The 23,911-nt window shown below is 35.1% G+C and carries 25 protein-coding genes, 1 pseudogene and 1 other annotated feature; of the genes and pseudogenes, 14 read left to right on the top strand and 12 right to left on the bottom strand.

The genetic code is table 11. The annotated features are described in order from the left end of the window. Positions 1-54 precede the first annotated feature (54 nt). The 5 genes from uptA (at position 55) to ACFWDE_RS02345 (ending at position 4,352) form a co-directional block, all read left to right on the top strand. Positions 55-648: an undecaprenyl phosphate transporter UptA gene (gene uptA / locus ACFWDE_RS02365; protein ID WP_071748102.1), complete on the top strand. Its 594-nt coding sequence runs from the start codon at positions 55-57 to the stop codon at positions 646-648. 138 nt (positions 649-786) lie between these two features. Further along, positions 787-1,221, top strand: a complete 435-nt coding sequence (locus tag ACFWDE_RS02360; protein ID WP_377889776.1) for a DUF3920 family protein — start codon at positions 787-789, stop codon at positions 1,219-1,221. A 113-nt stretch (positions 1,222-1,334) separates the two neighbouring features. Beyond that, entirely contained in the window at positions 1,335-1,745 is a 411-nt protein-coding gene (locus ACFWDE_RS02355) for a MarR family winged helix-turn-helix transcriptional regulator (RefSeq protein ID WP_377889774.1), read from the top strand. Between the two features lie 50 nt (positions 1,746-1,795). Further along, on the top strand, positions 1,796-2,491 hold the full coding sequence (locus ACFWDE_RS02350; protein ID WP_377889772.1) for a pirin family protein: 696 nt from the start codon (positions 1,796-1,798) through the stop codon (positions 2,489-2,491). A gap of 211 nt (positions 2,492-2,702) precedes the next feature. Next, the gene (locus tag ACFWDE_RS02345; RefSeq protein WP_377889770.1) at positions 2,703-4,352 is read left to right on the top strand and encodes a M4 family metallopeptidase; all 1,650 of its coding nucleotides are present in this window, start codon (positions 2,703-2,705) and stop codon (positions 4,350-4,352) included. Positions 4,353-4,395: 43 nt separating this feature from the next. Here the strand turns inward: ACFWDE_RS02345 and ACFWDE_RS02340 are convergent, their stop codons facing one another. From ACFWDE_RS02340 to ACFWDE_RS02325, 4 genes are all read right to left on the bottom strand, one after another. Beyond that, on the bottom strand, positions 4,396-4,713 hold the full coding sequence (locus ACFWDE_RS02340; RefSeq protein WP_000082521.1) for a metal-sulfur cluster assembly factor: 318 nt from the start codon (positions 4,711-4,713) through the stop codon (positions 4,396-4,398). A 118-nt stretch (positions 4,714-4,831) separates the two neighbouring features. Further along, positions 4,832-6,523 carry a methyl-accepting chemotaxis protein gene (locus ACFWDE_RS02335; RefSeq protein WP_377889767.1) on the bottom strand — a complete coding sequence of 564 codons (1,692 nt, stop codon included), beginning with the start codon at positions 6,521-6,523 and terminating at the stop codon, positions 4,832-4,834. Positions 6,524-6,725: 202 nt separating this feature from the next. Further along, positions 6,726-8,420: a methyl-accepting chemotaxis protein gene (locus ACFWDE_RS02330; RefSeq protein ID WP_377889765.1), complete on the bottom strand. Its 1,695-nt coding sequence runs from the start codon at positions 8,418-8,420 to the stop codon at positions 6,726-6,728. 415 nt (positions 8,421-8,835) lie between these two features. Then, complete coding sequence (locus ACFWDE_RS02325) at positions 8,836-9,654, bottom strand: class I SAM-dependent methyltransferase (RefSeq protein WP_377889763.1); 819 nt, start codon at positions 9,652-9,654, stop codon at positions 8,836-8,838. 110 nt (positions 9,655-9,764) lie between these two features. Continuing rightward, positions 9,765-10,035: a binding site (T-box leader), on the top strand. A 50-nt stretch (positions 10,036-10,085) separates the two neighbouring features. Here ACFWDE_RS02325 and metG point away from each other — a divergent pair. Then, positions 10,086-11,720, top strand: coding sequence for a methionine--tRNA ligase (gene metG, locus ACFWDE_RS02320; RefSeq protein ID WP_377889761.1), 1,635 nt, complete (start codon positions 10,086-10,088; stop codon positions 11,718-11,720). 42 nt (positions 11,721-11,762) lie between these two features. Here the strand turns inward: metG and ACFWDE_RS02315 are convergent, their stop codons facing one another. From ACFWDE_RS02315 to ACFWDE_RS02290, 6 genes are all read right to left on the bottom strand, one after another. Next, complete coding sequence (locus ACFWDE_RS02315; RefSeq protein WP_269719584.1) at positions 11,763-11,891, bottom strand: hypothetical protein; 129 nt, start codon at positions 11,889-11,891, stop codon at positions 11,763-11,765. A gap of 62 nt (positions 11,892-11,953) precedes the next feature. Next, complete coding sequence (locus tag ACFWDE_RS02310) at positions 11,954-12,856, bottom strand: EamA family transporter (protein ID WP_377889758.1); 903 nt, start codon at positions 12,854-12,856, stop codon at positions 11,954-11,956. Between the two features lie 138 nt (positions 12,857-12,994). After that, the gene (locus ACFWDE_RS02305) at positions 12,995-14,434 is read right to left on the bottom strand and encodes a sensor histidine kinase (protein WP_377889756.1); all 1,440 of its coding nucleotides are present in this window, start codon (positions 14,432-14,434) and stop codon (positions 12,995-12,997) included. Beyond that, positions 14,412-15,077 (bottom strand): response regulator transcription factor, encoded by a 666-nt coding sequence (locus ACFWDE_RS02300; protein ID WP_000148832.1) that lies wholly within the window; start codon positions 15,075-15,077, stop codon positions 14,412-14,414. Before ACFWDE_RS02300 ends, ACFWDE_RS02305 begins: the two co-directional genes overlap by 23 nt. Before the next feature lie 364 nt (positions 15,078-15,441). Further along, positions 15,442-15,903, bottom strand: a complete 462-nt coding sequence (locus ACFWDE_RS02295; RefSeq protein WP_012261946.1) for a L,D-transpeptidase — start codon at positions 15,901-15,903, stop codon at positions 15,442-15,444. A gap of 30 nt (positions 15,904-15,933) precedes the next feature. Further along, positions 15,934-16,377 carry a DUF3978 family protein gene (locus ACFWDE_RS02290; RefSeq protein ID WP_377889754.1) on the bottom strand — a complete coding sequence of 148 codons (444 nt, stop codon included), beginning with the start codon at positions 16,375-16,377 and terminating at the stop codon, positions 15,934-15,936. Positions 16,378-16,791: 414 nt separating this feature from the next. Here ACFWDE_RS02290 and ACFWDE_RS02285 point away from each other — a divergent pair, with 414 nt between their 5' ends. The 5 genes from ACFWDE_RS02285 to ACFWDE_RS02265 all read left to right on the top strand — a co-directional run bounded on the left by ACFWDE_RS02285 (position 16,792) and on the right by ACFWDE_RS02265 (position 19,886). Further along, positions 16,792-17,406, top strand: coding sequence for a DedA family protein (locus tag ACFWDE_RS02285; RefSeq protein WP_000455364.1), 615 nt, complete (start codon positions 16,792-16,794; stop codon positions 17,404-17,406). 229 nt (positions 17,407-17,635) lie between these two features. Continuing rightward, the gene (locus ACFWDE_RS02280; protein ID WP_002145012.1) at positions 17,636-17,857 is read left to right on the top strand and encodes a helix-turn-helix transcriptional regulator; all 222 of its coding nucleotides are present in this window, start codon (positions 17,636-17,638) and stop codon (positions 17,855-17,857) included. Then, entirely contained in the window at positions 17,847-18,554 is a 708-nt protein-coding gene (locus tag ACFWDE_RS02275) for a DUF3169 family protein (protein ID WP_033715981.1), read from the top strand. The genes ACFWDE_RS02280 and ACFWDE_RS02275 overlap by 11 nt, the downstream gene beginning before the upstream one ends. 42 nt (positions 18,555-18,596) lie before the next feature. Beyond that, entirely contained in the window at positions 18,597-19,649 is a 1,053-nt protein-coding gene (locus ACFWDE_RS02270; protein WP_377889959.1) for a M50 family metallopeptidase, read from the top strand. A gap of 96 nt (positions 19,650-19,745) precedes the next feature. Further along, positions 19,746-19,886, top strand: coding sequence for a DUF3985 family protein (locus ACFWDE_RS02265; RefSeq protein WP_000404783.1), 141 nt, complete (start codon positions 19,746-19,748; stop codon positions 19,884-19,886). 257 nt (positions 19,887-20,143) lie between these two features. Here ACFWDE_RS02265 and ACFWDE_RS02260 read toward each other — a convergent pair whose 3' ends face one another. Both ACFWDE_RS02260 and ACFWDE_RS02255 read right to left on the bottom strand, forming a co-directional pair. After that, entirely contained in the window at positions 20,144-20,530 is a 387-nt protein-coding gene (locus tag ACFWDE_RS02260; protein ID WP_377889751.1) for a DUF3938 domain-containing protein, read from the bottom strand. A gap of 341 nt (positions 20,531-20,871) precedes the next feature. Then, positions 20,872-21,765 carry a YitT family protein gene (locus ACFWDE_RS02255; RefSeq protein ID WP_016096587.1) on the bottom strand — a complete coding sequence of 298 codons (894 nt, stop codon included), beginning with the start codon at positions 21,763-21,765 and terminating at the stop codon, positions 20,872-20,874. A gap of 275 nt (positions 21,766-22,040) precedes the next feature. On the opposite strand from ACFWDE_RS02255, the gene ACFWDE_RS02250 reads away from it, so the two are divergent. From ACFWDE_RS02250 to ACFWDE_RS02240, 3 genes and pseudogenes are all read left to right on the top strand, one after another. Continuing rightward, positions 22,041-22,325 (top strand): hypothetical protein, encoded by a 285-nt coding sequence (locus tag ACFWDE_RS02250; protein WP_215574111.1) that lies wholly within the window; start codon positions 22,041-22,043, stop codon positions 22,323-22,325. Between the two features lie 28 nt (positions 22,326-22,353). Next, the gene (locus tag ACFWDE_RS02245) at positions 22,354-23,136 is read left to right on the top strand and encodes a membrane protein insertase YidC (RefSeq protein WP_002124186.1); all 783 of its coding nucleotides are present in this window, start codon (positions 22,354-22,356) and stop codon (positions 23,134-23,136) included. A 194-nt stretch (positions 23,137-23,330) separates the two neighbouring features. Further along, positions 23,331-23,911 (top strand): annotated as a pseudogene (locus ACFWDE_RS02240) (hypothetical protein); the annotation flags it as partial.

Here is a 23,911-nt window from a genome sequence, read left to right as displayed (position 1 = left end):
TTTACTGCTTGTACTTTTATTTTTTGCAATGAAAACAGTAAAGAGAGGTAAATGATGTTAGGAGAGTTGATTCATTCAGTTTTAGTTTTTCTAGAAGGACTTGGTTATTGGGGAATTATGCTTGGATTAATGCTAGAGGTTATCCCAAGTGAAATCGTATTATCTTATGCAGGTTATTTAGTATCAACAGGAAGCATTACATTTTGGGGTGCTGTCGCGTTCGGTACAATTGGTGGTGTAATCGCACAACTATTTATTTATTGGATCGGTCGATATGGAGGAAGACCTGTTCTAGAGCGATATGGAAAATATATTTTGATTCAGAAGAAACATATTGATTATGCTGAAGCATGGTTTAATCGTTACGGAACTGGTGTTATTTTTACAGCGCGTTTTATTCCTGTTGTGCGTCATGCTATTTCGATACCAGCCGGTATTGCGAAAATGTCACATGCTAAGTTTATTACGCTAACTACACTAGCTGTTATTCCATGGTCAATTGTGTTTGTATATTTAGGCTTTAAATTAGGAACAGAGTGGGAAAGTATTAATAAAGTAGCTGGGCCATATGTGAAATATTTTGCACTTGCTGCTATTGTTTGCGCACTTGGTTATTTTGTACTCAAAAAAATGATGAAAAAAAAGTGATTACGGAAAAGGAATCTATGCCGACATAGGTTCCTTTTTTTATTGTCGTTTTTCAAAGGGGCAAAGAGTACGTTTAATATTTACCATATTGTGGCATACATATAGGAAAAGGGAGTTTGGGAAGGGGATTATAGAAAAATGGAACTCCAGTTTCAAAATGTATATCAACAAGTTGAGAATTGGTATGTGTTGGATTCGGAGCTTCCTTGGGATGTCAAAAAGTTAAGAAATGATTTGTTTTCTCTTATTGAAGTAAGTGCAACGCCAGTTATTTTTTGTGATACATGTGATGCGAATCATGTACTTTTATCATTAGGAGAAGAAGAAGAGGAGTTTTTATTCCCGGTAGGTGGTTTTTATCATAAAGAAAAACAATTAATTTTCGTCTGTATGTGGGAAGAGTATGAGCAAGTGCTCAAAACGCTATTGCATGAATTCAGGCATGCGATGCAGCATAAGGACGATGTACTACATGTTGGACATGAACGATACGAAGAAAGATGGATCGAGAAAGATGCGAGGCATTTCGCGGAGAGGAAGCTAGATGAATATAAAAATAGAAATTTAAGCTGAAGCATAGTGGAGAAAAATCACTGTGCTTTTATTTGTTGCTAATGAAAAATAAGTAGTTGACCTTTATTAAGTTTAGCTCTAAACTAATAGTATCAAATGAGCGAGGTGATGGAATGAAAGCAGAGGAAAGACTTGGATTACTATTATGGTTTCGTTTATCACGCTTTTATAATAGAAGTATTCGTGAGACGAATCAGCATTTGAAAAAGTGGAATGTATCTGCTGCTCAGTTTGATGTATTAGTTCAAGTTGGAGGACACGATCGTTTAACGCAGCAAGAGCTTGGAAATAAGTTATTTGTTACGAAAGGAAATGTTACTCAACTTTTAAATAAGATGGAGCAACTCGATTGGATTCAGCGTGACCAAGAAGGTACCACGAAATATATTTCATTAACAGAAGAGGGAAAGGTTCTATATGAAGAAATAGTCCCGCCGCAAGAAACATTTCAAGCAGAGCAATTTGATAAGTTAAATAGAGAAGAACAAAAACAATTATTAGAATTACTGAAGAAGTTGCAGTGATAAAATTAAAAATAAATATCTCGATTTCGAGATAATATGAGGTGAAGGATATGTTTAGAAAAGTTGATCATAAAAATATGGGAAGAGCAAATCACGGTTGGTTAAATACACATTTTCATTTTTCTTTTGCAAATTATTATAATCCAAACAACATGAATTTTGGAGCAGTACGTGTTATGAATGATGATTTAATAGCGGCACAAACTGGTTTTGATATGCATCCGCACCGTGATATGGAGATTATCTCTTACGTTATAGATGGTGAATTAACACATGAAGATAGTATGGGGAACCGAGGGACAATTGAGCGTGGGCATGTTCAATATATGAGTGCAGGTACTGGTGTATTTCACAGTGAGCATAACTTAGGAAATGAAACATTACGTTTATTGCAAATTTGGATTTTACCAGACCGCGATGGTCATAAGCCGAACTATGGTGAGTTTAAATTTGATTGGAGTAAACGTGAAAATGAGTGGTTCCATATGGTATCTCCTTCTGATGGAAATGCACCAATTCATATTCACCAAGATGCAAATTTATATTCTTTATCATTAGAGGCTGGTAAAGAAATTCATTTTCCTGTTAAAGAAGGACGTCAATTATACCTTGTACAAATTGAAGGTAGCAGCGTTGTAAACGGTGAAACACTTGTAATGCGTGATGCAGCGGAGGCTGTAGAAGAAGATATTCATATTCAAGCGAAAGAAAAATCTCACTATTTAGCAATTGAAATGAAAATGTAATAAAGTGAAACTTTAATCATTGGTGTTTTCCCAGCATATAAATAGCGGAATGAAAAGTTATAGGAAAGAGGACATAGAAAAACGATGTCCTCTTTTTGGTGAGTTGAATTATCAGAAAAAATTTTCTCAATTTTTAGAAAAAGGTATTTGCTTGGTTATTTAGAATTTTATAAAGGTGTCAAAAACTTTTAGGGGAATGGGGAGTGTTAGATTGAAAAAGCAAGCAGTTTCATCAGCATTAGCGTTATCCGTTATTATTGGGGGATTTGGGGCGTTTGGAGCAACAAAAACACAAGCGGAAGAGCAAAAAATCCAGTATCACCAAGAGTTTAAAACACCAGCTTACATAGGTGAAGAGTGGAAAGCACCAGAAGGTCTAGATAAAAAAGAGACAGTATTTCAATATTTAGAGAGCAAGAAAGATATGTTTAAACTAGCAGGAAATATTGATAAACATTTTAATGTCGTTGGTGAAGAAAAAGATGCTGAATCTGGTACAACACATGTGAAGTTAGTTGAGAAGCATAATAACATTCCTGTGTATGGCTCAGATCAAACGGTTACGCTTGATAAAGAGAATAATGTAAAAGCATTTTTCGGACAAGTTATTCCGAATTTAGAAGATAAAAATATTCCTGCATCTGCAAGTATTAGTGCGGAACAAGCAGAAACGATCGCAAAAGCTGATATTGAGAAAGAAATTGGTAAAGTAAAGAATTATGATGGTGTGAAAAAAGATTTATTTGTTTATGAAAAAGATGGAAAGTACTATCTTGCATACCTCGTTAAAGCATCAATTTCTAAACCAGCACCAGGATATTGGCATTATTTTGTTGATGCAACAAATGGGAATGTTATTGAGAAATATAATGCTGTAGATAACATTACTGGATTTGGTTACGGAGTATTAGGGGCTAGACAATCATTTGAAATTGCTCAAGATACGAAAACAGGAGCGTTCAACTTATTTGATGGTACACGAGGACAAGGTGTCCATACATTTGATGCAGAGAATATGAACGAAGACTGGTTTAATTTATTCTCACAAATTCTTGGATATACAGGAGAAGAAATTGCAAGTAAATCTAAGTTCTTCGAAGATAAAGCGGCAGTAGATGCGCATGTGAATGCAGGAAAAGTATATGATTATTATAAAAAGACATTTAACCGTAACTCTTTCGATGATAAAGGTGCGAAACTTATTTCTGCTGTTCACGTAGGTGAATCTTGGAATAACGCAGCGTGGAACGGTGTGCAAATGATGTATGGTGATGGAGATGGTAAGACATTCATTCCATTATCAGCAGGGCTAGATGTTATTGGCCACGAATTAACGCATGCTGTAACTGAACATACAGCAAACCTTGTATATAAAAATGAATCAGGAGCGTTAAATGAATCGATATCTGATATCATGGGTGTCATGGTTGAGAAGAAGAGCTGGGATTTAGGTGCCGATATTTATACACCTGGTAAACCTGGAGATGCACTTCGATCTCTGAAAGATCCAGCATCTATTCCGAATCCATTAAAACCTGGTGAAGGTTACCCAGATCATTACAATAAACGTTATACTGGAACAGCTGATAATGGCGGCGTTCATATTAACAGTAGCATCAATAATAAAGCAGCATATTTAGTATCTGAGGGCGGCACTCATTACGGTGTGAAAGTTGTTGGTGTTGGCCGTGAAGCAACAGAAAAAATTTACTACCGTGCTCTTACTAAATATTTAACTGCAAACTCTGACTTTAAAATGATGCGCCAAGCTGCACTTCAATCAGCAGAGGATTTATACGGTAAAAACTCTAAAGCTGTACAAGCTGTAACGAAAGCTTATGATGCTGTAGGAGTAAAATAATAAGAGAAAAAGACCTGACTGGATTGTCAGGTCTTTTCCTTATTTAATCACGAATACCTAATGCGATTTTCGCCATACGTGACATGCGTTCTTTCGACCATGGTGGATTCCATACAACATTTACTTCTATTTCATTTACTTCAGGTACGTTCGTTGATAATACTTTCTTAACGTCGGATACGATTTGACCAGCCATTGGACAACCGATAGAAGTCATCGTCATTGTAATGACAGCATTATTATTTTCATCTGCTGTAACGTCATAAACTAATCCAAGATTGATAATATCAACACCTAATTCAGGGTCAATAACAGCTTCTAAGTTCGCATATAACTTTTCTTCAAATGCTTGTTGTGACATGTGTAGCACCCCCTAAATATTAATGATATCGATTCTCATTATAACGGATATATGTATAATGTGCAGGAAATGAGCTCAAAAAAATATTCCTCTTGGAAGAGGAATATTTTTAAAAAAGCTATTCAGTTTTAAAATGAGATACGAGTTCATCTAATTCTTCAACTGTTTGTTTCATTTCTTTTGCAGTTTTTGTCATTTCATTCATAACAAGGACTTTCTTCCCAGCAGATTGTGCTGTTGCGGCAGTCTCACTTGAAACTTCATTAGAAATTGAAGCGATGTTATTAAGTGAAGCATTCATTTCTTCAGCACTTGCAGCCATTTCTTCAGCAGTTGCTGATATGTCTTGCATTTGAGTAGACACTTTATTCACTTGACCAACGATTGTTGTGAAAGAAGAGCCGGCATCACGGATGACGTTAATACCTTCAAATGCTTCGGAACGACCTTGAGCCATCATAGAGCTAGCAGTTTTTGTGTCATTTTGAATTTGATGCAGCAATTGGTTAATATCCTTTGCCGCTGTTTTTGATTGTTCAGCAAGTTTACGAACTTCATCAGCTACGACAGCAAATCCTTTTCCTTGTTCACCGGCACGAGCAGCTTCAATAGAAGCATTTAATGCAAGTAGATTTGTTTGCTCAGCGATATTAGAAATAGATTGTACAGCTGTATCAATATATTTTGTGTGAGTGATTAGACGTTCGACTACTTCTGATGTAGCATTCACAGCTTCATGTATCGTGGTCATTTGTGAAATAGATTTTTGGATTACAGTACTTCCGTCGTTAGCATGTTCAGATGTAGCTACAGCAAGTTCGGCTACAGAAGAAGCTGATTCAGCAATACGCTGAACACTCATTGCCATATCATCCATTGCAGTCGAGCTTTCTTCCATACTAGAAGTTTGCGATTGAATGCTTGCATTTAAATTGGACATCGAGCTTTGAACTCGTATTGTTGCCTCGCGTGATGTATTAGTCTTTTCTAGCATGTTTTCAGAAGCATTTTGTACTTCCACAGAAGTTTTTTGAACACGATTAATGATATGTTGTAGGTTTTCTAACATTTTATTAAATGATGTTGCAATTGCACCGATCTCGTCATTGCTATTTACTTGTAGACGTGCTGTTAGGTCACCCTCTTGGGAAGATAACTCTTTTAGTTTAGTATCAATTTGTTGAATTGGTTTTACAAGTTTACCAGAGAACCACCATGCAAGAATAATTGCAACGACAATACATATAACAAGTGATAAGAATACAACGTATTCAATTAGTAGTGATGATTGGTCAATTTTTTCAATGGATTGATCACGTAACTTAGCTTGTTCGTTGCTATAGTTTGTGAAATCACCAATAACTTTATAAACAGTGCCATTTTCTGAAGAAGCAACTTGTAATGCTTCTTCCCACTTTTGTTCTTTTGCAAGAGTAACTACTTTATCATCAATAAATTGTCTCCATGTAGAACCTAATTGCATTGTATCTTTTACTTGCTGAGAAATATTAGGATTAGAAAGAAGCTTATCTTTTGAATCCTCAAGACGTTTACTCATTTCATGAAACTTGTCTAATTCAACTTGATCATGTTGCAGTAAATAACCTCTTAAAGCAGAAAGTTGTACTTGATAAGCGTCTCCACGTTCTTTTAATTCTGTTGCAAGAGGGGAAATATCTTTTTGTAGTGCTTCAGCTTTACGAGTCTGATCAATAGCGAAGAATAGAATAAAAGCTAAGGCAATGCCAAATAAAGCGCAAATCGTTCCCATCATGAACATTAATTTTTTTCGAATGCTAATAAAATTCATATGATTGAAAAACCTCCTTTGTGAAATTCTAGTATTAGGATTAATTTATATAACAATTTAAAAGAAAGCCTTATTCCTATTTAAAGTTAGAATAAAGCTTTCGTATTTCCTTTAGGAATTATAGCAGACAGAGTGGGAGAGAGAAAGATATATTTTAAAGTAAAAAAGAGGGGCTAAAAAAAGAAATCCCTCTTTTTTACTATTATGCATTTGTTTTGAAATGAGAAACGAGAACTTCGAGTTCTTGTACTGCAGTTTTCATTTCTGATGACTTTGTAGCAATGTCTTTCATTACATTTACTTGGCCACCAGCTGAATGTGCTGTCTGTGATGTTTCAGCGGCAACTTCGTTTGAAATAGAAGCGATAGTATTTAAAGCTGCATTCATTTCCTCAGAACTTGCGGCCATTTCTTCAGCAGTTGCAGACATTTCTTGCATCTGTGCAGAGACTTTATTAACGTGGTTAACAATTGCTGAGAATGAAGAGCCAGCCGTACGAATGATTGTGATTCCTTGTGAAGCTTCTGATTGTCCTTGTGTCATCATTTCATTGGCTATTTTCGTATCTGCTTGAATTTGGTGAAGTAAATGGTTAATGTCGGTTGCGGCTAGTTTAGATTGTTCCGCAAGTTTTCGTACTTCATCGGCAACAACAGCGAATCCTTTTCCATGTTCACCAGCACGGGCCGCTTCAATAGAAGCATTTAAAGCGAGCAAATTCGTCTGCTCGGCAATATTAGAAATAGATTGAAGTGCAGTATCAATATGATTTGTATGTGTAATGAGTCGCTCTACCACTTGTGATGTAGCGTTAACAGCTTCGTTAATTGTATGCATTTGTGTAATAGATTTCTCAATGACTTTATTTCCATCATCTGCTTTTTCAGAAGTTGTAACAGCTAAACCAGCAACAGAAGAGGCAGATTCTGCAATACGTTGAACACTCGTTGCCATATCATCCATTGCAGTAGAGCTTTCTTCGATGCTAGATACTTGTGAACGAATATTATGATCAAGAGCATTCATAGTCTCTTGGATTTGTGTGGTAGTGTCCATAGATGCAGTTGTTTCGATGAACATATTTTCTGAAGCTTCTTTTACACTTGTTGATGTTTGTTGAACTTGCTTTATAATACGTTGTAAGTTAGCGAGCATTTGATTAAAGGAATATGCAATATCACCGATCTCATCTTTACTAGTTACATTCAATCTCGCGGTCAAATCTCCATCTTGAGAAGCTAATTCTTTTAATTTCGCATCAATTTGTCGAATAGGTTTAACGAGTTTACCAGAGAACCACCATGCTAATAAAATAGAAGTTAATGTACATATAATGAGTGAGAAGAAAATAATATATTGGATAAGAGATGATGAAGATTGAACATCAGCAATTAATGTGTCACGTTTTTCATTTTCTTCATTTGCGTATTTAGTAAAACGACTTAAAAGGTCATTTACGTAATCTGTTTGAGCCAAAGCAATTTTGGATGCTTCGTCCCATTTTCCTTCACGCGCAAGGGGGAGAACCTTATTATCTATGACGCTTCGCCATTTCGCACCCATTAAAATGGCCTCTTTCATTCCTTCAGGGAGTTTTTTATCACTTGTTACTTTTTCTCTTGTATCAGCTAATTTCTTTCCTTCCCGGTTGAATTTATCTAATCCTTTTTGATCGTGTGATAGTAAATATTCTTGTAAGCCAGCAACTTGCGCTTGGAACCAATCACCGCGTTCTTTTAAAATGGTTGCTCTTTTCGATACATCGTTTTTTAATGTTTCAATTTCACTTGCTTGGCTCGTAGCGAATATAAGAATAATAATGAGAGCAATGCTAAATAAGGAACAAATGCTTAAGAGTGTGAAGAGTAGTTTTTTTCGAATACTAATATATTTCATCGTTACCCCTACCTTTTTTGAAAAACTATTTATTTTGATTTATGGATATTAGGGACAGAATTAATAAATCCATTATTACGAAGTTATTAATCTGTTCAATGAAAATTATAGCAGATAATGGAAGAAGGCAAATTGATATGAGTAAAAGTTCTTAAAATGTATACATTTGTATATCAAAAAATTCATAAATAAAAACTAGAAAGGCTATTGTAATTTGAAATGACATCCTGTATACTTCTAATTAGTTGATAACGATTATCACTATCAACTGAACATTACTCTTCGTTATGTTGGTCATACCCCTTTTTGACGACGTAAGTCAGAGACGAATGTTGAAATATCTTGTGTCCTATTCTACAGAATTATGGTAATCTCCAACCTCAACTTATATGCGTAAGCATGCAAAAAAAGGATCCTATCCGTGAAGGGATCCTTTTTTGCATGTTGTCGCAATTAATGTATATAGACCGGGTATACGCTCTTCAATTCCTTCGGGTGCAGTAGAAGGGAAGACCCACTTTTGATGAGATCCGTGTTCCTCAATCAATTTTTCAACCTTGAAATTTGTTTCTGCCATTACTGTAATAATTTCTCCTAGTGTCCAGCGCCGAATTTTTGTTCTTGGTAAAGCTTTTTTCTGTGATTCAGTAAGGAGAGTACTATAAGCTACGTCATCTTCAATAAGTTCTTCATCGAAATAATTTCCATTTGCTCGAAATGATGGGTGATCTACTCCTAATAATTTTGTATAAACGGGATGATAGTCACGCAGTATAAATGTCCCATCTTGTTTTAGTAAGTGAGAGATTATATAAAAGAGTGGCTTTAAGTCTAAAAAGTAATGGAGCACGCCAAGTTCCAGTAACACGATATCAAATGATTGAGATAGATTTAAATCTAGTACATCGGAAACGATATATTGAATAGAGACGCCAGCAGCTTCTGCTAGTTCATTTGCATATTTAGCATTACTTGCTGAAATGTCTACAACTGTTACATCGGCTCCTAAAAGAGCAAGAGCAACTGCTTTGTTGCCTTTTGATCCGAGTAAATTAATAATACGCTTTCCTTTTGGAGATTGTATGTAGGGTAAATAATGATCTACCTCGCGCACGGGATCTTCCATGAGCTTTTTCGCATAATTCTCTGGCGCCCCGTGGCGATTTGTCCAAGCTTCATAAGCGGCTGCGTTCCAGCTTTTTTCATTAATCGCACTTAGTTGCTTTTGATTCAATGTTATCACTCCTTTTGTGAACGTATAGTTATTCGGTGAATGAGTAGGATTTCCTGTTTTTAAAAAAAGTTTGATTTTTCTGTTATTAAGTCGTAAAATACGTGTTATACATAAAAGCGTTGAAAAGGAAAAGTAGAATGGAATCATTCTTTCCAGAGAGCTTCGGTAGCTGAGAAGAAGCAAGAATATTCATTTGAACAATGGCCTTTGAGCTTCGTCCTGAACTTATTAAATGATAATAGTAGGCGGCGACGAGAGTTGGTACTCGTTATCAAAATCACAGTATAAGAGCATATAGCTCCGTACTTGTTAAGGCTAATTATGTGAGTGATTGGCGAAATAAGGTGGTACCGCGACTGTTTATACAGCCCCGCCCTTATCTTTTTTAAGATAAGGGCGGGGCTTTTTATATTTTAAAGGAGGAATATAGGATGAGTATTTTTATTGGAGGCGCTTGGCCGTATGCAAATGGTTCGTTACATCTTGGGCATATTGCTAGTTTGTTACCAGGAGATATTTTAGCGCGTTATTATCGGGCTAAAGGTGAAAATGTTTTGTATGTTTCAGGAAGTGATTGTAATGGAACACCGATTGCAATTAGAGCGAAACAAGAAGGGGTTACAGTAAAGAAAATAGCTGATCAATATCATGAAGAATTCGAGCGATGTTTTCATAATCTTGGTTTTACGTATGATTACTATACACGTACAGATAGTGAGCATCATCATGAAACTGTGCAAAAAGTCTTTTTACGTCTATTAGAAGAAGGTTATATTTATAAAAAAGTCGTTGAACAGGCTTATTGCGAAACGTGTACGCAATTTTTACCGGATCGATATGTAGAAGGTATTTGTCCGCATTGCCATGAAGCAGCGAGGGGCGATCAATGTGATGCTTGTTCCGCTATTTTAGATCCACTCGATTTGTTAGAAAAGAAATGTAAGTTGTGCGGTAGTACGCCATCAGTACAGGAAACAGAGCATTTCTATTTTGCATTGCATAAATTTCAACAACAAATTAAAGCGGCTGTAGAAATTGCAAAGCAGAAAGGAACATGGCGCGACAATGCAATTCAATTAACAGAGAGATATTTAAAGGAAGGATTACAAGATAGGGCAGTATCACGTGATTTACCAATTGGGGTACCAATTCCGGTGGAAGGATATGAAGATAAGAAAATTTACGTATGGATTGAAGCGGTGACAGGATATTATTCAGCGAGTAAAAACTGGGCTGAAGAAACAGAGAAAGCTGATCAAGAGTTTTGGGATAGAGATGCGAAAACATATTATGTACATGGTAAGGATAATATCCCGTTTCATTCAATCATTTGGCCAGCGGTATTACTTGGAATAGGAGAAGAAGCGATCCCGCGTCATATCGTTTCGAATGAGTATTTAACAGTAGAAAAAAGAAAGTTATCGACAAGTAAAAACTGGGCAGTATGGGTACCTGATATATTGGAACGCTATAATCCAGATTCTATTCGTTACTTTTTAACAGTAAATGCACCAGAAAATCGTGATACTGATTTTTCATGGCGTGAATTCATTTACAGTCATAATAGTGAACTATTAGGCGCATACGGGAACTTTGTGAATCGGACGTTGAAGTTCATTGAAAAGTATTATGATGGCATTGTGCCAAAAGCAAATATTAATATAGAGCTGAGAGATAAGGTAGAAGGATTATATGCAAGTGTAGGAGAGGCGATTGAACAAACTAAATTTAAGGTGGCACTAGAAACAATATTTGATACAGTTCGCTTTGCAAATAAATACTTTGACGAAAAGCAACCTTGGAAACAAAGAGAAGAGGACCCAGTTTCATGTGAGGAAACAATTTGTAATTGTGTTTACCTGATAGCAAACTTTGCACAACTGCTTGAACCATTTTTACCGTTTTCAAGTGAAAGAGTTAGAAATACATTATCGAGTGTTAAAGTAAATTGGGAACCTCAAAATACGTTGCCAAACCGAATTGATAATGTGCAGCCATTATTTGAGCGAATCGATGTAAAACAAATTGAACATGAGGTAGAGAAATTATATGGAGCGGTAAAGTGAAATATAAGGAAAAGACCTTTCAAATAAATGAAAGGTCTTTTGTTATGCTGTATAACCTTCTTTCTTATCTTTCAAAAAGAAAAGCACAGCAAGGATTACGAGAATAATAGCCGCAATAGCATATGTTATTTTAAATGTATCGTTAAAGTACTCTACTAAAGGAGTTTTCACTGCCCCTTGCGTATATACCGTATAGTAACGTTATTTGTATTTTCTTACAAGTAACGTATTGTTCACGCACTATGCATCGTATGCTGTTTTTTTTCTTTCCTAGCAGTAAGTAGTTGTGGTGTGAAAATACCGAGTAATATAACTACAATCCCAATCCACTGCATTAGCGATACAACTTCATGAACAAGTGTAATAGAAGCGATAATTGCTGTTGGTAATTCAGCTGCACCTAATATTGTACCAAGTCCTGTTCCGACTTTTGGTACCCCAATCGAAAAACAAATGACAGGTATAATAACCCCGAACAGTCCAAGAAAGAAAGCATATTTCCATAGGCCTGCTTGTAAGGTACCATCTGTTAAAAAGGTAGGCGGGAAAAATAAGCATACAATAAGAGTAGCACTCGTTGTCATAAGAAAGCTTTTCGTATAAGGCGGAACATCTGTAGCAACGCGCCCGCTTACAAATACATAGAATGAGAAAGAGACGGCAGCTAATAGTCCGAAGATAATACCTTTCGTAGAAAAGTTTTGTCCAAGACCTTCAAATACTCCACCAGCAAACAATGTACCAGTAAATAAAATAATAATAGATATAACTTTCTCACGGCTTGGGAATGTTCGGTTGGCAATCGCTTCGATGACTACACCAATCCAAGTGAACTGAAAGAGTAAAACGACAGCGATAGAAGCTGGCAGTTCTTCTACAGAAATAGCATAGAAAATACCCGTCATACTCATTGTTGTGCCGACTGTTAGTAACGAAAAGAATTGTTTTTTTGATACTTTATGACGTGAAAAGAACAGAACGAGTAAAAGTAGTCCAATCCATCCGAAGACATATTGTCCGCCTAATAGTTGGTGTGCTGAAAATCCGTCAATAAATCCGAGTTTGAAAATAGTTGAAAGTACGCCGTAGCTACAAGCACCGAGTAAAACGAGTAGTGAATACTTAAACTTCTCCATAAAAATCCTCCTTTTAAATAATAAAAAACGCCCGCTATCCAAATAAGGATAACGGGCGAACGAAACAGAGTAAGATACTCTACAAAATTCCGCCATTCATACGAAGTATGAATTTGGGGTATGAAATTAGAGTAGGTTTTACATTGCTTTTGGGAATACAATGGAGCATTTTACACCTTGAGGTGTGTTTTGTATTCCATAAGGAAACTGATGTTTATCTAATATTTGTTTTACAATATATAACCCAAGACCACTACCTTGTACTAAGCCGTGTTTGTCAGGATTTGCGCGATAGAATGGTTCAAATAGATGGGCAAGTTTATCTTCATCAATTTGAGAACCTGTATTTAATACTTCTAATGCGTAACCGTTTGGCTTTTCATAAAGTTTTATATATACATGCTGATGGTCAATTGTATAATGAATTGCATTTGAAATAATGTTAAAAATAGCAGTTTGCATAAATTTAGGATCAGCTAAAATTTGTACATCTTGTTTAATGTTAGATTGAACATTTAATTGTTTTACAGATACAAAATAATCTACTTTCTTTATAACGTCCTCAATAATATTAGTTAATGAGATAACTTTTAAATTTGGTTTAAATTGAGGGTTTTGTATTTTGGATAATTCTGACACTTTTTCCGTTAATATGTTAATATCTTGCATCATCTCATATGAACGTTTTAAATATTTATCTCTATCTTTATAAGCGCCAATTCCGTGAATCATGCCATCGAGTTGTCCCATAACGGCTGCGATTGGTGTTTTTAATTCATGGGATATCATAGACATAAATTCTTTACGAGATTGTTCTAACTGTTGTTCCTTCTTGAGTTCATTTCTTAAATCTTGATTGCTTTCATGTAAATTTTTCACAATAGTAGGTACTTGTGAGGCAGCTACTTGCAAATTAAAATCTGTTTGATCTGTATTTTTGTTCAGTGCTTTTTTATCTGAGAAATCAAGATTCATAATATCTTTTAAAGCATCGCTCATATATCGGAAAGGTTTGGCGATTATTTTTGCGTAGATTAAAGATCCAAGCAGAGATAATACAAGCATTGTCGCCCCAATATGTGGAGCTAACTGCTGCAACACATCTGTTAACTTTGGATTATCATGTGTATCATTTGCTTTACTTGCTGCATTTTGTGTATGTAAGGCATTATTGTTAGTAACTTGCTTTTCCGCTTCTGTAAGTGAAGACGTTGTGTTACTTTTCCCCGGAATATTTTGTGCATGTTCTTTTGCTTTTGCAGTTTGGCTAGGCTGCAAAAGATGATTGATGGCTGTAGAGAGTGTTTTCATGTCTATTTGAGAAGATTGAAAATTAGAGATGCTACTCTCTGACACAGCTTTATTTTGCTTTGTTTTACTTTGGTCGTTTTGTTTGTCTGATTCCGCTTGTTCCGCAGTTTGCGTTCCAGAAGCTTTCAAACGATCTTTATCGTAATTTGAGGCTAGAAAATAAATAATTTGATAAAGACAAAGTGATAACAGAATACAAAATAATAAGGTTTTGATGAATATATTTTTGGTGATGTTGTCTTTGCTACGATTCGATTTTGTAGCCAATGCCTTTCACCGTTTTAATATAAGGAATTTCTAATTTTTTTCGTAAGTTTTTAATATGTGTATCTATAACTCTCACATCACCATAATGTTCATAGCCCCATACCTTATTTAACAAATCACTTCTTGATAGTACTTTTCCCCGATTTTGCAGTAAAGTATATATAATTTCAAATTCTTTTGTAGTCAATTCAATTTGATTACCATGAACATAAGCGGCATATGCTGTAGAATTTAACATCAATTCATGGAATTGTAGTATAGTTGCAGCTTCTGCTTCCTTCGTTGCTGCCCTTCTTAATACAGCTTCTACACGTTTTATAAATACGGTGTAATGGAACGGTTTTGTAATATAGTCATCAATACCTAACTCAAATCCTTTAATTTCACTTTCTTCATTATGTAAGCCTGTTAACATAATGATTGGTACATCAGATTGTCCTCGCATAATTTTACAAATACTATAGCCATCTATATCTGGTAACATTACATCGAGGAGGACAAGATCGTATGAATTTTTTTGGAAAAGAAGAATGCCTTCTGTTCCAGCACCAACTACATCAACAGTAAAGTTTTGTGCCATTAGAAATTCACGAATAAGTTCTTGTATATCTGGGTTGTCTTCAATCACCAGTATATGCGTCATAGTAACACCTCCTAAATAACGCTTTTTACTGCAATATTCGAATTCATCATTTTTTGGATGACTCAGATTGTTTATACATATAATAAGCCCCCGCTATAAAATAGTAATGAAAGTAGCAAGGGGGATTGTTTAGTGTCACTGAATAGTTCAGAATTACAGTAGTTCTATTATAGTATGTATTGTAAAATTTATAAAATATTATAACTGTATAATTTTAATATCCATGTTTATCAATGTTACGATGATGTTGAATGCAATCTATTTTTATTATATATGTAAATACAGTTGTTTTGCTACTGTAAATGAATAAATAAAATAAGCCAAGACATAAAATTCTTGGCTACACGTAAATCTTGTTCTTAGGCTAATTTACAGTGACAGTAGCTTGCTGCTGAACGCGCTCAAATAACCAGTGAATATCATTGTTAAACATACGAATACAACCAAGTGTTGTTGCTTTCCCGATTGCTTGATTATTGTTAGTTCCATGAATCGCATACGTTGTTCCGTAAGTTCCTGCCATATTTAATCCGAGCCAGCGGTCCCCAAGTGGATTACGTGGATCGCCGCCTTTAATTTTCCCTGTATAGTAAGGACGGTTTTTAATTTTATTTACGATTTGAAAAGTACCCTTAGGTGTTGGTGTTGCTGCTTTTCCAGTAGCGACAGTGAAACTTTTTATGAATTTTCCATCTTGATAATAATCCATTTTATTTATTTGTGTGTTTACGATAAGCTGATCTTTCGTCGTAGCTGCTTCTGCAGTAGTGAATGGAAGAGTTAAAAATCCTAATGATAATAGCGCACTTAATAATAGTTTTTTCATTATATTCTCCTTTTACTTATTGTAGTAGTCTTACATACAATGAATTTGTAATCCTCGTAATGCTTGATTGACATTTTCATCTAATGTTTCAAAGAAGGTAGTAATCTTTGTATTGCATTTGTTGTTTTTATCAATAAGTAATCTTTCATTTAATAAAAGCTCACCATGTAGTCCAAAACTTTGAACTTGAATCTTTAGTTCATCTTCAGTTTCAGAAATAATCGGTAAGAAATAGTGAAAAGCTTTCGTTGGAATGATGTAGCTTTTGCCAATCATGCTTTCTTGATTTGAATTAACCCATTTTCTCGTGACGATCTTAATGTTCTTTTTTGAAACGATAAAAGACAGCGTTGTAGATTTTGTTAAACTTACGTCAAATTCATTTGTTTCACATATTTGTAAATTAAAAACGGTTTCATTTTGATGAGATTCAACATTCGTATTAATAAAATCGTGCATTTTATAAGCTTCCATTTCTTATTCACCCTTTTTTCAATTTCGAAAAGCGACTTATATTTATTCAATTTAATGTTTAGTCATATATTAGCTAAATTTTTCAACAAATTCCGATATAATCTTACAATACGTATATGAAGCTAATATGAAGTTCATATGAGTTTGTTATGGTTTTTTATAGAGAACAAAATAAGGTGATTTCCAAGTGTTAAAAACTGGATAAAAAATGTATATTAATGGCTATATTCCGTACGGTATATAGTTGTTAGCTCATTTTAAAATGATAATGGGTATAAGCAAATAAAGAACAGAAAACTTTAGTGTGAGCCTTACAAAAATGTAATAAAAATGTAAGCTATTGTGATAGTTATTTCGACAATTTTTTTATACAATAATAGTAACAAGTTGTACGCGGATGAAAGGGGAGATGACATGGAATGGGTTCATGAATTATTTCAGCAATACGGGTATTATGTAGTACTTGTAGGTTTGCTGTTAGAATATATTGCACTTCCGTTTCCGGGAGAGCCAACGTTAGCATATGCGGGATTTTTAGCACAGAAGGGTGATTTAAGTTTACCTATTTTAATTATCCTATCCTTTATTGGGACAAGTGTAGGAATGACGATTCAATACTTTTTAGGGAATAAGCTTGGTATGCCTTTTGTTCAAAAGTACGGGAAGTACGTATTTTTAACACAAAGAAAAATTGATTTAACTAGAATGTGGTTCGATAAGTATGGATATTTCCTTATCTTTATTGGTTTCTTCATTCCTGGTGTACGTCATTTTACAGGATACTTTGCAGGTATCATTAACTTACCGTTTCGCCGTTTTGCGATTACAATTTATTCAGGTGCTTTATTTTGGGTATCATTCTTCTTAATCGGTGGTTATTGGTTAGGAGGAAACTTACATGATATTTTTGGGGTGCTAGAAGGTCATATCGGTAAAATCATCTTTGGAGTTATTGTTATTGTAGCAATTACATTAGGCATTCGTTTCCGCAAACAGTTAAAACGAGTACTGTTACAAAACGCAAGTTAATATGGAATCCATTCTATGTCAGAAATTAGGGAGGCAGTGCAAAAGCACTGCCTTTTTTATTTTATGTTCCAATCTATGTTAATAAGCTATTGTCTTCTCATATGCTTAATATTCCATATTTATTATATAGATTACCTGACAATTATTAACGTCAAAATGACAATTATAATTGACAAAGATAAGGATATTATTTACAATTTTAATTAAATAAATGAAAAAGAGGGAAGACATGAAGCTTCAAAATCGAGTGAGGGAATTTCGAGCAAAGCATCGTTTATCACAAGGGGATTTAGGGAAAGCGATTGGCTCATCACGGCAAACCATTAGTTTAATTGAACGCGGGGATTATGCACCATCTATTGTATTGTCGTTAAAAATCGCACACATTTTCAATGTACCGGTGGAGGAAATATTTACGTTAGTGGAGGGGGAAGAGGACGATGAAGAGTAAAATAAAAAAACAATTTGATTTTGTGGGGAAAATAGCATTAAGTATGATGGGTGGCTTTTTAACATCTTATATAGCTTTAGATTTACTCTCGGATGAACCGAGAAAATTATCACCCAATATATTAATAGGTGTATGTACTATTTTTGGAATCGTAATGATGTATTACACTTGGAAGAATACACGTATGTTAGCGGAAGCGCGTGATGAAGAAGAGAGCGTACAAGGCAGAAAATTAGGCATTATAAGTATATATTTACGTGTAGGTGATATAGTTACGCAGGCATGGTTTGTATATGCAGTTATTACATGTAGACGTGCACTGTTGCAGGATATAAATGTTTCATTTGCAGTGTGGAATTTAGTAGCTTCTATTGCCTGTTTAACTATTGTAGTAATTATCGGGATCATAACAAAAAATCGTTATAATAAGCTATATCCTGAACAAGGTGTAACATATATGGAATCAATGAAAATGTGGACGAAAAACGTAGATGAAGGGTTAAAGCACATTGTGCATGAGGCTGGATATAAAGCGTATGAGTTTACGAATACAGTACTGGCATATGTATGGTGGGGTGCTGTTATATATACAGCGGCTAGTGATATCGATTTTGTATTAATTGGTTTAATCTCATTTATTTGGATATTGCATCTCGGAAAATTCATGTACGAAATGCAGAGAAAAATGATTTATTAAGGGGAGAAAAAGGTGGATATTTTAAGAAGGCCAGCTGGTTCCATGACGGCGGCGTTAGTTTTGTCCATTTTATACGGAGTAATCCAAACTGGTAAATTAGAAACAATGTTGGATATATGGGCATTATTTGGAGTTTTTTTATTAGTGCTATCCATTCATGAGTTAGGGCATGTAGTATTTGGTTTAATAGGTGGTTTGAATTTTAAATTTATGACAGTAGGACCTATTACTGTGCAAAATGAGAAAGGAAAAATACGAATTCGAGAAAATAAATTATGGGAGTACTTTGGAGGCGTGGCGATGCTAGTGCCGCCTTCTATAGAGACACCGAACCTTTCAAAAAAATGGGCGTGGATGACTTTAGGTGGACCGATTACAAGTTTACTATTTGGTATTACTTTTGGTTACATATATATGGTGAGTTATTATCAATATCTTTTATATTTTTCCGTTTTCCATTTTGTGATTTTTGCAGCTACAATCGTGCCGATAAAAGGAACGTTTCTGAGTGATGGCATGCAATTTCTCATTTTAATTAAAGATGATGAAAAAGCAAAGCAGCATTTATATACGATTCAAGTATCAAGTGAGTTATTTAGTTATAAAAGACCGAAAGATTGGGATGAGAGGTTAATAGAACTTAGTGAGGAAAAATTAAAAGAGAATAAAGGAATAAGAGAGAGCATGAGCGGACTGATGCTTGTCTTCCTTGCTAGATCGGATCAAAAGGGAATGGCAAGAGCAATATCATATATAGAACAAATTGTTCAACTACCGGTAACGAAGGAAAATAAATTCTTCGTTAGTAGTTTTCATAGTTGGTATCTCTTATATAAAGTTCTTTATCAGAAGGAAAGTCTTTCCTTGCAAGAAGCAAAGGCACATGTAAAGGCAATTACAAAAGTGGATTTACATGGGTATTACCGTACACATGGAATTGTTAAATATTTAGAGGGAGATCTAGAAGATGCTCGCACTTATATGAAGAAAGCTGATAAAGAATTGAAGAGTGCAGAGAAGAGTGAAATCGGATATTTACAATTAGAGAGAGAATGGTTTGAGCGGCTACAGGAGAGGGTATCTTACGACGGGTGAGGTATCCTCTTTTTTCTATGTCATCTTATGCCGTTCCATAAAAAGTCTGAGGCGAGTAAAATGAGATAAGAAGAGCAAAGCTTGGAGGAAGTAAATATGGAAATTTTAACGATTATTTTGATAGTCTTGCTTATTTATGCTGTTTTTAAAGTCGCATACGTAGCATTAAAAATACTCGCGATTCTTTTAGTTATCTTTTTAATCGTGGAGTTCGGTAGTAAGTTGCTTGGGGGATAGGGTATGTTGTGCTTTAGAGATATCGAAGGATGTCGATAAATCGATATCCTGTGTCGAACCGTCGATATAATGAAAAAATCGCTGATATAAGTGGAGAAACGATCGATATATTTTAAAAATCGTTGATATATTTTAGTGAATACTAAGTGGGGTATATGGAAAAGAAGTTGCCGTGGAGGTAACTTCTTTTTATTTTGGTGATGGGGTATGAACAGGAAAGAATAACAAACAAAAAAGCTGGAAGAATATCTTCCAGCTTAAGAGTTACTTTCGATTTGGCGACCGTTTTCTTCTTCAGGATCTTGTAATAGGTTGAATACATCTGCTAGGCAGAATGCAATAAACCAAGTCCAAAGACCGTGGAAGAAAGCTGAGCTTAATTGAAGTGGTAATGTATAGTTTGTCATTGAGTAGGAAATACATCCGCCAACGATTCCGATCATTGTTAATAACATTGTTTTTTGAGCATTTTCTTCTGGATTGAAGAGGAAGAAAATGTAGCCGCCTAAAATTGAAGCGCTTACAAGTGTTTCGATTCCATTAAAAATGATATTCTCTCCAAGTTGAGTGTTTGTCCAGAAGCAAATTACGCCGCCGATAATGGCAAACAGGACAGCTATTGTGTATCGTATATGTTGATTCATATGTTCATCTCCTTATGTAATAAGATGATTTGGAAGTCAAAAAGGTAGGTATAGTATATTGAAGTGAATTTTAGTTGTACGAATCTTTTTATAAAAAGATCAGTGAAGAATAACTAAGATGAGCAGCTTTTTTAAGCCGTTACGTGTATGGTGTCTGAAATATACACGACTTCTTGTTTCTTTTTGCTTATATAAATAAGAGAAACTTCCAAGTCTATATACTCTTTTTTGTAAGTCTACTTTTATTATAACACATTTATTGCCACACTAATAGAATTATCTGATTTTGTAATAAGTGTAAAAAATAAAAAGCGCAAGGAACTGTAGCTCCTTGCGCTTTTTTATATACGTTTGAAACGTCCAACGATTTCAACGGTTTCAGTAATATTCATAAATGCTCGATTGTCTACTTGGCGAATAATTCGTTTCATTTCGCCTAACTCATAGCGAGTTACGACAGTGTAAATCATTTTTTTCTTATGGTTTGTATAGCCGCCGACAGCATCTACCATTGTTACGCCACGTATGCCGTGATGTAGTAGTGAGCTTTTTATTTCCTCACCTTTTTCTGTAATTGTCATTATCGTTAATTTAATATGTTTTGTATGCACGGCATCAATTACTTTGCTGACCACAAACCGACTAATTAACGTATAAAGCGTAATATCCCATCCGAAAATAAATCCTGCTGCAACAAGTAAGATTAAGTTGAATCCAAAGATGATTGCTCCAATTGAAACATCGCGATGTTTCGCTACAATCAATCCAACAACATCAAAACCACCTGTTGAAGAAGCAAATCGGAATATGATTCCTGAGGCCGCGCCGCAGATGACACCACCGAATACAGAAGAAAGTAAAATATCGTCTGAAACTTGGTGTACGGGGATAATGTTCATCGCTAAAGATGATACAGCTACGAAGTATGCTGTTAAAAAGGTTGTCTTCTTGCCTAAGTAAAAGTGACTTAAAATAAGAAGAGGAATGTTTAGTAAAAAGATAAGTGCACCGATATTGTAGTGCATTAAATAACCGATAATCATCCCTACACCAGCGAACCCACCGCTAATCATATTATGCGGGATAAAAAACATATTCATAGAAATTGCATACAAAATAGAAGCTATAAAAATAACAACTAACTGTATGATAAATTCTAAGTGAAATGTTTTAGCTGCTGGGAAGGATAAAAAGGCGGTGTCGGGAACGTAATCGGCGTCTCCTAGTTGACCCATAGTATGTTTCATCTCCATATTCATTTTTGATTACAAGAAGAGAATAAAGCTTTTTTCAAAAACTGGCAATAGTTTTATTATAATGCAAAAATTTTATAAATTTCTAAAAAATTAAACCTATTCAAAGATACGTGTGAATATACTAAAGAAAGCGAATACATTGATTTTCTAGCATAATTTTTTGAGAAAATATGCAAAATTCATTTTTGAAAATAAAAGGAAATAGAGAATGTTTGTTGAATGTGCTAAAATGACTTTATTAAGGATGTGAAGCGATGGAATTTTTATTGCAGGATGCACTTCTGTATATATCGTTTGTAACGACAGCACTTTGTGTATTAGAAGTCTTTTTTCTTGCTAACGTTTCTCGTTTCGTACGTCAGCAAGCATCAAGCGGTAGACAGAGAGCTTTTAAACTAGTTGATAAGTGTGAAGAGGGTATCGGAAATGTACCGCTTTTCTCGATTTTTTATAAATATGGAATGATTCGCTCTGTCCGCAGACAAGAATCGAGTGGAGAGAGTGACGAGGTAGGCCCGTATACACCAATGTTTCGCTAATTAATTACGAAACATTGGAGGAATGAACATGTTAAAATCAAACCGAGCTGCGCTCATTAGTTTATCGTTATTACTTGTTTTTGTTTTATCTGGTTGCAGTAATGCAGGCACGATAGATTCACATAGTACGGGAATTTGGAACCATTATTTCGTATATCCAATATCGTATATGATTCAATTTGTTGCTCATCATATATCTGGTGGAAGCTTTGGGATTGCGATCATTGTCATTACGCTTGTTGTTCGTTCAGCACTGATTCCATTAGCTGTTTCGCAATATCGTAGTCAAATGAAAATGAAAAAAATGCAACCTGAATTACAGAAGCTGAAAAAGAAACACGGTGATGTGGGTAAAGATCTTGAAAAACAAAAGCAGTATCAAAAAGAAATGTCAGAACTAATGAAATCAGGTGGTTGGAATCCGTTAGCTGGTTGCTGGCCAATCTTTATACAAATGCCGATTTTCTCTGCTTTGTATTATGCGATTAGCCGAACTGAAGAGATTCGTACATCTTCATTTTTATGGGTGAACTTAGGACATGCAGATCCATATCATATATTACCGATTATTGCAGCGTTAACGACATTTATCCAGATGAAGGTGTTCCAATCAAATATAACGCCTGGAGAGCAAGTGCAAATGCTGAAAATACAGCAAATAATGATGCCAGCGATGATTTTGTTTATGGGAATTGCGGCACCGTCAGGACTTGTATTGTATTGGATTACAGGTAACTTATTTACAATGACACAAACAATTGTATTAAGAAAAGTAATGGAACGTGAAGAATTACAATTACAAAAAGCTTAGATAAACGCCGCTCGTGATGAGCGGTGTTTTTTTGTCCCGTAAAAGCCCAATCCGAGTAGTGTAGGATGCACACCCCCACTAATTAAAGTTCCATTTTATTTAACTCGTTAAGGAAATTTTAAGAAATCAACATTACTATAGGCATTGTATACGAAAGTGTACATGCTTTAGAAATGTGAAGGAGGAAATTTCCTATGAAGAAGAAAACAGTTGGGTATTTAGCAATTGCAGGTGCTTTATCATTTGGAATTATAGGAGGAATTGGTGTGCCAGCATTTGCGGCAACGAATACTCCAGCAGCGGATCAACCTACAAAAACGGCGAAAAAAGATTTAGATGCCGCTACAAAACAAAAAGTAAAAACGATTATGGATGATACAAAGAAACAATTAGAGGAACTAGGTGTAAAGCTTCCAGAGAAAGAGAAACGTAAAGATATGTTTGCGAATCTAGATGAGGCAACAAAAGAAAAAGCGAAGGCGATTCTAGAACAAGAAAAATCCGGGAAACTAACACGTGAGCAAGCGAAAGAAGAATTAACAAAACTAGGCGTGAAATCCCCAGAAAAGGGTAATCACAAAGATATGTTTGCAGGGTTAGATGAGGCAACAAAGGAAAAAGCGAAGTCGATTTTAGAGCAAGAGAAATCTGGGAAATTAACGCATGAGCAAGCAAAAGAAGAATTGACAAAACTAGGTGTGAAATTCCCAGAGAAGGGTAAGCACAAGGATATGTTTGCAGGGTTAGATGAGGCAACAAAGGAAAAAGCGAAGTC

The organism is Bacillus sp. NPDC060175 (assembly GCF_042728695.1).
Classification (GTDB): domain Bacteria; phylum Bacillota; class Bacilli; order Bacillales; family Bacillaceae_G; genus Bacillus_A.
This window is presented reverse-complemented; position numbering and strand designations above follow the sequence as displayed.